At 62.4% G+C, this 12373-nt stretch carries 9 protein-coding genes; 3 read left to right on the top strand and 6 right to left on the bottom strand.

Annotated features, from left to right (window positions below; genetic code table 11):
- Positions 1 to 429: 429 nt before the first annotated feature.
- From J2X98_RS18595 to J2X98_RS18580, 4 genes are all read right to left on the bottom strand, one after another.
- Positions 430 to 1341 (bottom strand): hypothetical protein, encoded by a 912-nt coding sequence (locus J2X98_RS18595; RefSeq protein WP_307311126.1) that lies wholly within the window; start codon positions 1339 to 1341, stop codon positions 430 to 432.
- Between the two features lie 301 nt (positions 1342 to 1642).
- Positions 1643 to 1828 carry a hypothetical protein gene (locus J2X98_RS18590; protein WP_307311122.1) on the bottom strand — a complete coding sequence of 62 codons (186 nt, stop codon included), beginning with the start codon at positions 1826 to 1828 and terminating at the stop codon, positions 1643 to 1645.
- A 406-nt stretch (positions 1829 to 2234) separates the two neighbouring features.
- On the bottom strand, positions 2235 to 2693 hold the full coding sequence (locus J2X98_RS18585; protein WP_307311120.1) for a hypothetical protein: 459 nt from the start codon (positions 2691 to 2693) through the stop codon (positions 2235 to 2237).
- Between the two features lie 303 nt (positions 2694 to 2996).
- Positions 2997 to 4373 (bottom strand): FAD-binding oxidoreductase, encoded by a 1377-nt coding sequence (locus J2X98_RS18580; RefSeq protein ID WP_307311117.1) that lies wholly within the window; start codon positions 4371 to 4373, stop codon positions 2997 to 2999.
- A 1113-nt stretch (positions 4374 to 5486) separates the two neighbouring features.
- Between J2X98_RS18580 and J2X98_RS18575 the strand changes: the two genes are divergently transcribed.
- Both J2X98_RS18575 and J2X98_RS18570 read left to right on the top strand, forming a co-directional pair.
- The gene (locus tag J2X98_RS18575) at positions 5487 to 5825 is read left to right on the top strand and encodes a DUF7793 family protein (protein ID WP_307311114.1); all 339 of its coding nucleotides are present in this window, start codon (positions 5487 to 5489) and stop codon (positions 5823 to 5825) included.
- A gap of 62 nt (positions 5826 to 5887) precedes the next feature.
- Entirely contained in the window at positions 5888 to 6436 is a 549-nt protein-coding gene (locus J2X98_RS18570; protein ID WP_307311111.1) for a nuclear transport factor 2 family protein, read from the top strand.
- 191 nt (positions 6437 to 6627) lie between these two features.
- Here the strand turns inward: J2X98_RS18570 and J2X98_RS18565 are convergent, their stop codons facing one another.
- The gene (locus J2X98_RS18565; protein WP_307311108.1) at positions 6628 to 7605 is read right to left on the bottom strand and encodes an NAD(P)H-dependent flavin oxidoreductase; all 978 of its coding nucleotides are present in this window, start codon (positions 7603 to 7605) and stop codon (positions 6628 to 6630) included.
- A 636-nt stretch (positions 7606 to 8241) separates the two neighbouring features.
- Here J2X98_RS18565 and J2X98_RS18560 point away from each other — a divergent pair.
- Positions 8242 to 8799: a hypothetical protein gene (locus tag J2X98_RS18560; RefSeq protein WP_307311106.1), complete on the top strand. Its 558-nt coding sequence runs from the start codon at positions 8242 to 8244 to the stop codon at positions 8797 to 8799.
- A 174-nt stretch (positions 8800 to 8973) separates the two neighbouring features.
- Here J2X98_RS18560 and J2X98_RS18555 read toward each other — a convergent pair whose 3' ends face one another.
- Complete coding sequence (locus tag J2X98_RS18555; RefSeq protein WP_307311102.1) at positions 8974 to 10023, bottom strand: IS110 family transposase; 1050 nt, start codon at positions 10021 to 10023, stop codon at positions 8974 to 8976.
- Positions 10024 to 12373 lie beyond the last annotated feature (2350 nt).

The following is a 12373-nucleotide window of genomic DNA, read 5'->3' as shown; positions in this document are numbered from 1 at the left end:
TTTCGCTCTCGACAAGCACCACACAACACCCGGAGGTCCTCTTATTGCGTCAAATCCGTCCCCGTGTCACCAACCTGCCGGGACAGTACACCTAGCGCGATTCCCAAGGGGGCTCGGAACGGCTCCGTTGCGTTTGCCACGACGGCCATAGCCATCGCAGCAACTGCACACGTCCCAGCTATCCGAAGCCACCCTCGGCCGAGGCTGAACGCAAATATGTATTGGCCTGGTTCGGCCGGTACTGCATGTTGGTTCATCTGCCGAGGATAGCCCTACGAATACTCATAGAACATCCCCTGATGTGAACGCGATGAACTGCCGAACGCTGAACTCGTCATAGGCGTCCTTGGTCCGCTTCCCGTTCCCATCGGGGGTGTAGGTCTTGCGACCCTTCCCAAAATACGAAGTCAAGATCGCGTCGTTGTGAATTCAAGCGTTGCCTGGGTTGTCGAGTTGCTTGCGCAGCCGCTGGACTTCAGCCTCAGCCGCGGCGAGTCGAGCCTCGATCTTCTCCCGATCGAGGTTCGTCGACGGACGCGGTGCCGGCCTCGTCCTCGTAACGAGCCAGCCGATCCGCTGATAGCCAGTGATCCGCCGCACCTGCGTACACGTGAAGCAGTCCCTCTCGGGCTCGGGGCGCGGCCAGCGCAGATCGATCATCTTCCGGATGTGGTCTCGCTCGAAACCCTTTTCAGGCCATCCAGGGTTATCCGCTGCCGCCCAGCTTTCCTCGAAATCACGGCGGATTTCCACGATGCGCTCCTCGGACACCAGCTTGGGCCCGTCCTCGGGCTTCCAATCCACATCAGTGCAGACTTGCTCATAGTGCCCGCAGGAGAGCTTGACCCGCCAGAACGCCGACGAGTGTGGCTTGGGTTTCCGGATCTTCGCCCAGTCCTCGGCGTCCATCCAGTCGTATTCCGGCTCCACAGGGTCCGCCGGGAACTCCGTGACCTTGCGATCGACCCACTCGACGATGTCCCGATACGGCTTCTGAGCAGGTCCGTGGTCAGTCGTACACCAGAACTCCCCGGAGGGAAGCCTGCACTGACTGATGAGGTCGGGGAAGCGGCGATCGTCCGGATACTTGTCCTCTCCGTGCGTGTAGACCTCGTGCTTACATCCGCACTCCAACTCGACGCGCCAGCGAAACATGTTCTTGGCTTCCGGGACGAAGAGCGGCCAGAATACCGGGTCGTAATGCTGACGCAACTGGGCGACACCCTCCTCGAACTCCCGGAGGGCCTCCTTCTGAGGCCGCGCCCGCCCAGGTACTCGCTTCAGCAGTCTTGCGGATTCACGTGTCTGGTCATCGACCGGGGCAGTGTCGGCGGCGCTCACTATTCAATGCTCGTCCACAGCGTCACCCAAGTCTAGGAACAAGCCGGACATCATCCCGAAAACGTAGCTTTGAACAAAAGCCCGGTCCTGCGCAGTTCCAGCTGATGGTTTTTCGTTCGGCTAATTGTTGGCACCAATCTGCTAGGAGACAGCAGCCTGGGTGGGGACGGACAATGAGCGGCTATGGAACCAAATGCAAAGGTTTCCCGTGGCCCCTGCCCGGGGGAAGAGTGGGCCTACAGGCTGCGTGACGATGCGCCGTCCGAGCGGGTGCGGATTATGCGGGTGGAGGCCGGAGAAGCTATGTTGCAGCCAGGGCGGCCCGCAGGGCTGCAGGGGCCGGGAGTCCGGACAGGCCATGGCTGGTGAGGTAGACCAGGCAGGACAATGCCGGAGTGGAGGGGGCCGGGAACAGGTCCCCTCCGCCCGCGGTGAATGTGGGCGATCCATGGAAAGCAAGGGCAGTCGCGTCGTCCTCGGAGGCCACGACCCGGATAGTGAGCCGGTCAGCGGCTATGCCTTCCGCGGTCAGGGCCTCCCGGAACAACTCCGCTGCAGGGCGGTATTGGGGCAGCCCGGGATGACCCTGAGCTCGTAGCCAGTCACTCCCGACGCCCGGGAACTCTGATGGCGACCGGCTTCGCTGCGGCATCGTCACCGCATCCGGCGCAGCAGGAACCGCCGGTTTCTGGTTGCTGCACGGTGTCCGGTGCGGTGGTGTCAGCAGCGGCGGCGTTCGCATGACCGGCTTGTAGTTCAGACACGGTTCCCCGCGGTCCAGAGTAAGCAGAAGACCTGTTTGATGAAAGCCTAACCTGCGTCGCCCATGGCGACCGGACAGATCGGGGCAGGACCTCCGCCAGCGACCTTCGACGCCGGAGTGTGGCCAAGGACTACCCGACGCCTTTGGCTTCCAGTCGCTTCAGGCCCAGGCGCAGAGAGCTTGCCACTGGAGCGCCCCGCGTCGCGACAATCAAGAACGCTGCAACCCGCCCCGCCATGCTGGTTGGAGTCCGGTTGCACGTGATGTGAATGCGTGATCCGCCCGATACGTTCGGCTTGATCCGTGCGCTCACGTAACTCCCGGGTGCGCAGAAATTGCTCTCCTGCACAGTCCACGTCACCGTCTCGGGATCTGACCAGTCGTAGTGTTCCTTGGCCCAGATCGCGCCGCCGGGAGCCTTGCTCCCTTCCCTGATATCCGCGTACGTGTCCCCCACGTCGTACACCTCATACAGCGGCGCATGAATGCCCGGCCAGACGTTCGGCCTGCCCGGGCTGAAATCCAACAGCGCTTCCCTCACCGTCGCCGGCGGAATGGGGGTATCCACAACCATCTCCACTTTAGGCATTCCAGTTCCTTCCCTGATACATCCAGTCTGACCACTTCCTGCACGCGCACCAGCGGACCGGCCCGAGGGGACAACACATGCAAGGTCCTGCTCCAGCTTCGCGGGCGGAGTTACGAGGGGGACTGAACACCGATTACCTGCTTTTGACGGTGACGAAGGTATTCTCGCCCTGCCACAGCCAAGGTCACAGGCGCCAAAGGATGACGGCAGCAACGCCTGAATGCGGCCCCACGAGCCCATCGAACCGCCGGGGTTTGCCGGTTATCTCGCTGAAGCAAAGCCTAGTGAAGGCTGTTCCGCGTTTCAGGCCACCGGTTTGATGTTCTGGTTGATGTGGAACAGGTTGCCGGGATCGTACTTGGCCTTGATCTTGGCTAGCCGGGCGTAGTTCCCCCCGTAGTTGTCCTCTATGCGGGACTGGTCGTCGGCGTCAAGGAAATTTACATAGCCCGCGCCGGCCCCATGGGCATGCAGGGCCTGGTAGTAGTCTCGGACCCACTTCGTGTTGGCGTCGTTGTCCGCCGGGGACTCCCACATTCCGGCGATGGCTACCGAGAAGTTGACGTCCCGGTAAGGAAAGGCAGTCTCATCCTGTCCCACGCGTTGGGCCGCGCCATTAATGGGATAGAAATGATTGGCGGTTTGGGGGCTGGGCACGCCGGCTCCGAATTTCTGGGCAACGCCGATCACATCGTCGCTTAGCTTCGGAAGGAACTCCGCCTTCCAATATGCTTGGAGACCTTTCGGGAGAAGCGGGTCGAACAGAGTGTTGAGCATCGGGTAAGGGAGCGGCCCGATAAACGACCCAGCAACGGGGGCGACATCCAGGAAACGCTGCCACTGCCGCTCGCCTTCATCGTGAGGACCGGTCCAGCCACCCACCACAACCACCACGGGCTTGCCGTGGTGCTCCTCCGGCAGGAAGGGGACCGGCGGGCCCTGGTGGAATCCGAGGAAGATTCCCATCTCTTCCGGAGCCGTGGCAATGTAGTCCCGGTACAGCCGGGAAACAGCCTCAGCATGCTCGAGCAGATAGATGACCACACCGCCGTACACCACGTCGACGGGATGCAGGTCGAATTCCAGGGAAGTGACGACGCCGAAGTTTCCTGTGCCGCCACGTAACGCCCAGAACAGGTCATCATTCTCGGTTGCGCTGGCTGTGAGGAACTTCCCCTCTGCGGTCACCACATCGACGGATTTGAGGTTGTCGCAGGACAGACCGTACTTACGTGCGAGGTAGCCGATGCCGCCGCCGAGCGTCAGTCCAGCAACACCCGTGGATCCGATAATGCCGCCGGTTGTTGCCAGCCCGAATGCGTTTGTTGCGTGGTTGAAGTCGGCCCAGGTGGTGCCTGCCTCAGCCCGGGCCGTTACGGCAGCCGGGTCCACCCGGACGCCCCTGCGGTCGGCGAAGTCGAGCACGAGGCCTCCGTCGCAGGTCCCGAATCCGGGCGCGCTGTGCCCGCCACCTCTGAGTGCCAGGTCCAGGCCCTCGTCGCGGGCAAAGTTGACTCCCGCGATGACATCAGCGACTTGAGAAACACGCAATATGGCTCCGGGATGTTTGTCGATCATGCCGTTATAAACAGTCCGTGAGGCGTCGTAGAGGGGGTGGTCGGAAGTGATGACCTGGCCGCGTACTTGTTCCTGCAGGGCCTGAAATCCGTTGTTGTCCATGGTGACTCCCATTCGCCCTGAGCATGCCTTCACGATCAGGGATCTGGCACAGCCACGCTTCCGGCCGTGCGGGACATTCAAAGTGCAGCCGCTGGGGGCCAGAGGAGAGCCCGGAGCAGACCGGCAGGTCTGCTCCGGCGGCTGAGACCGGATGCACCTGTGCTGCGTGCGTCTTGGCATGCAGTTATCGGCGTGATTCTCGAACATGCGCGTGCCGACGAGCCTGGTAGGCGAAGCGGGCAGCACACCCTTTGGATCGACGGCTAACCGTAACGTACGCCTGCCCGTTTCCGAGGTCAAGAAGCCGCCAGAAAAGGCGTTGCCCTCTACGCCGTCGTCACCTGGCCACGGCATAAGGAGACAGGCGGCAGCCGATGCGGTCGCCGATTTCAACAGATGGACATTGAAAGACTGCCTCGTAGAGGGCCGGCTGTCTCGAATGCCAGCGCTATTGTCTTTGCCGTCGGCAAACGAGCTTAATGGAGCACGAGCGACGCTCCGTCGCTCCAAGGAGAGAACCATGACCCTGACCAGGAAATAACTCGCGGTTGCGGGCAAAGTATTTGCGGGGACTTTGGGATTGGAGCCAGCTGCGTCTGCAAACGACCCCATTGTCGAATCGTATGATTGCGCGATACAGCGTTTGCGAATCATCCACTGGGAGACGTGAGAAGTGCCAGGTGTGACCCCGGGCTACGGCAGTCACTCGACCAACAGTGACCTTGCATCGCTGTCGGCCACGTCGGATGGCTTCACGGACTTCTCCAGCCCGGCGTGGTCTGACTTCAAGCTCAATGGTGTTTGCGGGCAGGTTGGCCGGTAGGCAAGCAGGACGCGCGGCCCCTGTCTGGGAGGGCACGTGTATAAGTTTGATCGACAGACAGCCGCGCGCTCAGGACGAGATCGCTTTTCGTGGAAAGAGTTGTTGGGCGTCCAACTATGCGAAGGTCGCCAGCAAATTAGCAGGCATCGTCTCCCACTCGTCATCAGGTCACAAAGAGCATTTCCGCTTCGCCACTCGGACCACAGCCGTTGCCGTTGCCGTTGCCGTTGCCGTTGCCGTTGCCGTTGCCGTTGCAACAGAGTTTGGGCGATGGACGTTGGAAACGATAGTTGGTCGAAGGCGGCAAAGGCGCCGTCGAACTTCAAGCTGATGGAGTCATTCACCTTACCTGGAAACCCAATGTCAGTATCGAGGCTCAAGACGCACACGCCGCAATGGCCGCAGTCAACGAAATAGCCGAGGGTTCGGAATATCCAAAGCTGGTGGAAATGGTGACAGTAGAGGCCGTGAGCCGCCAGGCCCGCGCCGTCTTTTCCGTCCCGTCCGCGGCCTTCCGGATCGCCTCATTTGGATCCGGCCGTGTGGATCACCTTCTCGCAACCTTCTTCTTCGACGTGCGCGTCCCCGTTGCCCTACCCGCTATTTCAGTTCACGGACCGAATCCATAAACCGGCTGCTCGGAGAATAAGCTGCCCGCCGCCGTGGTTCAAACTCGCCCCGCGGCGAACGAATGGGTCTCCTGTATCTACGAGCCACATTCTGTACCTTGGAATCTGTTGTTGGGCAGTTCCATCTTCAGCGACGCCACCCCGCACGTTCGCGCGGGCTGTTGCCAAACCGACCCCTGAGCTCCAGCATTGAGTGCATGGGCAAGGATCCGGAGGCAGTGGCGCAACGGTGGGTCAGGTCCTTGTCATTACATGACTTGGAAGCAGCGGTGGATTGCTTCGACAGGGACTACACTGACGAAGCTCCGGCACGCCGCGGGGAGTCCGTCCAAGGGCAAGACGCTGTCCGGCAAAATTTCGAGAAACTACTCAGAGACCTGCCTGACCTCACGGCCACGATTTCCCGGACAGTATCGGACGGGGACGAGTTATGGATGGAGTGGGGCATGCGCGGGACCCGCAGGGATGGCACGGTCATGGAGTTCGTGGGAGTCAACATCTTCCAGGTCCAGGACGGCAGGTTCCGCTCCGGCCGGATCTATACGGAAATTGTGCGCGATGCCGGCGGTATTGAGGCGCAGATTGACCGTATGACCAAGGGTGCACCGTAAGGGCACACGCTCCGGAACACTCGCCAAAGATGGACCCTGCCGAGCAGTCGCGAGTGCAGGCCAAGGTCGCCCCGGACGGGTAGGTGCCGCAGTCCCCCGGCGCGGTCGACATATTTGCGCAGCCTCTCCCGGTCAGTACCGGGGCCAAACCGCTTTCAGCTCAAACCGGGTGTTTCGGGCTTACGCAGAGTTCAGCCAAAAAGACGGGAAGTGTTCTGCAGCGCTTCGGTGGCCTGCTCGATGAGTCGCTGGACTATGTCCCGGGCCGGCAGGACCTCGCCGATCATGCCGACCGACTGTCCTGTGAACGGCACGAATCTCTCCATGCTCTGCTTCCTGACGGCTTCCATGATCTGGCTCTGGAGGCGGGCGGCCTCAGCGGACGCATCAGCGCGGTGGTCCTGCCATTGCTCGATGAACGGCGTCTCAAGGGCCCGCGGAACAACATCGAAGGCGCCGCCGCCGGGCTTGCCGAAGATGTCATCCCACACGTCCACTTTCACAGCGTTCTGTGAGCCAGCCGCCAAAATCGCCTGTTTCCATTCACCACTGATAGTCGCCTCCTCCGAAGCCAGAAACCGGGTGCCAATGTTCACTCCCTGCGCACCCAGGACGAGGGCAGCAGCCAAACCCCTGCCATCGGCGATACCCCCGGCTGCGAGAACCGGCACCGGACCCACAGCGTCGACCACCTGCGGGACAAGAACCACTGTCGAAACCATCCCGCCGAAACCGCCCGCCTCCGCGCCCTGGGCAATGATCACATCAACTCCCCGCCCTGCGACCAGATACGCCTGTTCGACCGTATGCACCTGCTGGATAAACAGGGCACCCGCCTCATGCGCACGTGCCGGCAGCTCTCCCGGATCGCCAAGGGCTAGCGACACAACCGGCGCGTGCAGCTCAAGAGCGATGTCAAAGGATTCAGGGTGCTGTTGAAGCCAGGGCTGAGTGAAGTTAACAGCAAAGGGGCGCTCGGTCAGAGTGCGCAGAACGGACAGTTGTTCTCGCAGGTCCCCCGGCGACCGGGCCGCGCCGCCGAGGCTGCCAAGGGCGCCTGCATTGGACACCGCGGCCGCCAATTCGGCGCCACTGCCGAATGGGCCCATACCCGCCTGAACGATAGGGTGCTCAACCCCAAGCACCTCGCAAAAGGTTGTCCGCAACATCTCAATTCTCCCGGAGAAGCCGTTGATCAGGCCGATCTTACGCCGGACGCAGGTATTTGTCCGAGGTTCCGACTAAGCCCGGCAAGTTCTCCCTACCAGGGAATGCTTTGGGTGGCATACCACCCCGGCTGCAGCGAATCCTTGTTGCCTTCTCGGCATCTGTCTGCCACGGAAGAATCGGAGCATACTGAATACATCGCTGGGGCCCTCGAAGCGAGATGAGCGAGAGTTGACTGCCAGTCGTGGTGCAGACGCCGGCCCGGTTCCCGAGCGGTCGCCCGGCCTGCCGCGCAACCGGCAGCAGGAAGCCCCCGCTCAGCCGCTCCGGGCTGCAACAGCCCACCGTGACGACGGCGGCGGCATACCCCCTCGCGCTGAGGTCCCTCTCCCCGAATCATGCGAACGCCAGAGCGCCCGAAACGGCAGATCTCCCGTCCCCCGGCGCTTGCTCCTTTACGAGCATAGATATCGGGCGACATTGCGAGCAGAAGTCCGCGGCGGCGAGTTCCCTGCCATCAAGCCTTAGCGAACCGGCAGCGCGACCTGGCTGACGCCGCGACGACCGTTCCCCGCGGGCCCTTAGCAGGGCACAGGCCAGGGGAGCCACAAGAAGAAATCAGAAAGTGAGGAAAAACCATGCGCAGAATAATCGCACTCTTACTGGCGGTGCCGCTCCTGGTGCTGTCCCAAACAACGGCCGCCAGTGCACAATCAGTGAAAGGCTCCTTCGAATACCACGTCGGCGATGCACTCATCCAAAGCCTCGGGTTCCCCGCCGGCAACCAAGCCATCGCCACTAACGGCGACGTGGTGACCATCGTCGCCACGGGCACGTTCGACACAGTCACGAACTCTGCCACCGGAGGCGGCACCTTCACCCACCACGTGGCCGCAACCGGACAAACGATCACCGGAACCTTTACCACAACAGGACTGGTCAGCTTCCAGTCCTACGGCGACGCAACACCCCAGGGCCTGCCCGCGTCGTTCTTCGGCGGCAAACTGATGCTCTCCGGCACCGCAACCCCGGATGCGGCTCCCAGCGTGCACCTGCCACTCACGCTCACCATCGAATGCGATTTGGGCAGCCCTCCTGCCTCAGCGGTCGAAGGCGTGCGGGTCAACGTCAAGGACGTGATCAACTTCAGTAAGTCCGTGCCGGAAAGTGGCGCCAACGTCTACATCTTGCAGTAGCCCAAGCGCGATCCCACGAAGGCACCTTCCGGCCTCTCGACGATAAAGCGGCGCGCGAGGCGCATCCGCCGGAACCGCCATCAAACGAAACACCATGATGCCCGTTCCTTGTTTCCGCGGATCATGGATTGGACCATTCCAACGGCGGCTAGACGACCCTTCTATGGTGGCGAGTCAAGCCATGAGTGTCTGGAGTTGGCGGAAGATCTGTCTTGCGATGAAGCGTTTGAGGCAGCGGCGGATTTCCCGTGGGCTCTTTCCTTCCGCGGTGCGCCGCCCGATGTAGGCGCGGGTGGCGTGGTCTGTGAGGCTTCGGGTCCTGGCGACGACGTCCAGTGCGCGGTTGAGTTGCCGGTCACCGTAGCGGTTGAGCCGGTGCCTGTTCGTGTTGCCGGAGGATGCCGGCACGGGGCTGGCGCCGGCGAGGGCTGCGAAGGCCGCTTCCGAGCGGACCCGGCCGTGGTGCGAATAGGCGGCGAGGATGATCGCCGCGGTCACCGGGCCTACCCCTGAGATGTCCAGGATTCCCGGGGCCATGAACTGGACATGTTCGGCAAGGGCCCGCTGATTGTCCTCCAGCTCCGCGCCGAGGGTGATGACGGCGGAGGCGAGGCGACGTGCCTCTGCCCGTGCGACGGCGGCAGCAGGTCCGTCGCCCTGTCTTACCCGCCAGCCCTGGACCGTCCTGACCTGCGCAGCGGTCAGCGGGGTGCGTGCGTCGATTCCCAGATCGAGGGTTCGCAGCAGGGCGGTCAGCGCGTTGCGCGCGCCGGTCCGCTGGGTGTCCATCGAGCGCCGGGCGGCCAGAAGGATTCGAAGTGCTTCCCTGAGACCCTCGGCCCTGGGGCTGACGAGTTCGGTCGTGGCCGTTCCCAGGACGGTCCGGGCCGCGGCGACGGCGTCGATCGCGTCGGACTTGCCATGGGCGCGGCGGGATTGCCGCCGGGGCGGCCTGGCCTCGCAGACAGCGAAGCGCTCCACCTCCAGCAGACGCGTCAGTCTTGCCCCGTAGGAGCTCGTCCCCTCAACCGGGACCAGGACGTTCCCGGCGGGGGTGCGGCGCCGGATCCATTCCACTGCCCGGCTCATGCCTGCCCCGGTGGTGGGAAATGTGTCGGTCCCGATCACCGCGCCTGTGGTGGCGGCGAGCATTGAGAATGTGTGGGTCCTGGCATGTGTATCCACGCCGACGACGTGAGTGTACTGGTCTGCGACTATGGTCATTTGTTTGCTCCTGTCCGAAGAGGTCCGGTCGGAACCAGCCGGGAGGGATCACGCCGAGGCAAATCTCTAACGGGTCACGCAGCACCACCGGGGTGAAGCGGACAGCCTTCTATCAAGCCATTGGAGTGGGCCGGCTGCTCCCGGGCCCTCCGGGCGGACAGGTCGTCTATAAGACACCGCAGGGCGGGTCAGATATGAAGGGAGTCACGCCCGGCGGTCCCGGAAAGCAGTCTGCCAACCAACCTCGGGCTGGTCACTACCTATTAGAGATATGTAGCAGGAGGTGCCGGGGCCCTGGGTCGGGATCCCTCCTGGTTCCTGGGGCCTTCTGAGGGCCATTGTGGCCGGACCGTATCCGGGGCGTCCAGCTTTGTGCGGTTCCGTCCCGGGTGGTGGATAGTGGACGCCCCGGATCCTGTTTCCGGCGTTGATGGGCCTCTGTCAGAAGGCCCAGGAAGTGTGGTCCAGGGGGGCTGGGACCTCCTTTTCAAAGCGAGGCGTGGGGTTGCCTGCCACACTTGGCCGGACAGGTAGAGCCACATTTGAAATTTGGAGGTTCCAGCTATGTTCGAGGCAGGCAACCCAGCCCGCGGACCGCTTCCTCACGTTCTTGACAAATGAGAACTACATATTAGATGTCTTGACCACGGACGTTAGCGATGCGCGGCATGGTTTGGCGCCATGAAGAAGACCTCCGGGTGGAGTGAAGCTTGCCTAAAGTCCAATTTCACGCACGGAGGTCTTCCCGAACGCTCTTCTGGCCCCTCGCGGCCGGCTGCAGCTCGCGCAATGTGTCGTTGATCAGTGAGTGCTGGAGTCTGCGGCACGCCGCGGAGCGACGTCTCGTTTGGCACGTCCCTCCAGTACGTGCCATACGTAACTCGCCTTTGCTTCCGTTTGCTGATAGGGCGAAATGAGGCTGAAGGGTAGACAATCCGACTGACGTCCACTTCGGCGCTGCGAACCTTCGAGCTGCGCCGCGACCCTTTGTCCGAGCAGTGGCTGCTGGCCGGGATCAGCGACACCGGGGCTGCCGCGGCCTGAGCCCGCTCCATCTCGTAGACTCATCCCCGAGCGTGACGATTCGACTCGTATCAGATTCCATTCGATTGATCCTCTGACTCATTAGTTGATTGAGTGCCGATAGGCATTCAAAGCACAGCTATCTGAGGCAGGCAGTCATGGCAGGACAGGTCACAATTGCGGTGTGCACTCGTGGCCCGTTGACTGTGAAGAGCAGGGCGAACTTAGCCCAGTCCATGTCGCCTGGGTCAGGCTGGAGCGCCTGAACCCGTTCCCAATGGAGTTCCGCGTACTTCCCTGCGGGTCGGGGCCGTCGCTCGGCCGTTTTTACGTCCGTCTCGCCATGGACGAGGAAGCCATGGTGCATGCCACGAAGGCTTTGAAGGACATCTCCGTACAAACGGCATCTTTGCGGTCCCCGCCCCGGCTTGGGAGCCCTTCACGCCAAAGGGAGCATCGTCGCCCTCTATACCGTTTACACAGCTTGGAAGACCATCGGCGGACAGTCGCCTCACCGGATGACCCGGTCCCCCGGGCAACCGGAATAAAGTTAGGGCCGGTCGCTGACTCGAACGGTCGCCGCGGAGACCGCTGCAGGAACATATGTCCCCTAAACTCCCCCTTTGCCTGGGCGAGGGCGGCGGGGGAGATACATCGTCCAACTCTGCGCGCCGGTCCTTCGAGGGCTCACCGGTACATCTGTCAATGGCCACTAGCTTCTGCCCACGGGCGGCCAGTTAGTGTGCTCGCCGGCAGTGGGCAATTTCGTGGCCGCCTTTGGGCAGTTTTTCATGGCCGCTAACATACATCTGCGTTGCCCCGCCTTGCCGCTGTAAAAGGGGGACTCAGGGACTGATCCCGGGAGGCACGCTGGGACTTTTCCGGGCCGGTGGCTTGGTGCCTTTCAGGAGAGCAACTCGCGTCAGCGACTTTTGCCGTCGTTCACGTCGTGTTCGTAGTACTCTCCGCCGCGCCTGATCTGGGGAACCGGCATCGGGTGTCTGAGCGTTCCGGGGGGCCCGATGGCGTGCTGTATATCTTCTGCCCGAGTTCTCGGCCTGCCTTTCGGGGCTGCGTGGGCCGGAGAAGACTCCGGGCGAGTAGGTCATGTAGTAGTCAACTGACTGAACGGCCCTCCTTGCCAGCCGCCGGGGCCTGAGAGATTCCGAAGATTGCACCGGCGGCGGAGGTCACTGCTCCCCGGGAACGCCGTGGCACCCGCACGTACAGCAGCATAGATGAGGATGAATAACACAACAGCCCGGGACCGCGCCATAAGACCGCATGTGCTGCCCGGTCGCTTCAGGCCCGAGTCCGTCGACGCGGC

Source organism: Pseudarthrobacter enclensis (genome assembly GCF_030811655.1).
Classification (GTDB): domain Bacteria; phylum Actinomycetota; class Actinomycetes; order Actinomycetales; family Micrococcaceae; genus Arthrobacter; species Arthrobacter enclensis_A.
The sequence above is the reverse complement of the archived record's forward strand: the minus strand, read 5'-3'. Positions and strand labels throughout refer to the sequence as shown.

Excerpts from the sequence above, each read along its gene's own strand:
- J2X98_RS18560 (WP_307311106.1), top strand. The coding sequence starts at position 8,242 with ATGCGCAGAATAATCGCACTCTTACTGGCGGTGCCGCTCCTGGTGCTG.
- J2X98_RS18555 (WP_307311102.1), bottom strand. The coding sequence starts at position 10,023 with ATGACCATAGTCGCAGACCAGTACACTCACGTCGTCGGCGTGGATACA.
- J2X98_RS18565 (WP_307311108.1), bottom strand. The coding sequence starts at position 7,605 with ATGTTGCGGACAACCTTTTGCGAGGTGCTTGGGGTTGAGCACCCTATC.
- J2X98_RS18570 (WP_307311111.1), top strand. The coding sequence starts at position 5,888 with ATGGGTCTCCTGTATCTACGAGCCACATTCTGTACCTTGGAATCTGTT.
- J2X98_RS18580 (WP_307311117.1), bottom strand. The coding sequence starts at position 4,373 with ATGGACAACAACGGATTTCAGGCCCTGCAGGAACAAGTACGCGGCCAG.
- J2X98_RS18585 (WP_307311120.1), bottom strand. The coding sequence starts at position 2,693 with ATGCCTAAAGTGGAGATGGTTGTGGATACCCCCATTCCGCCGGCGACG.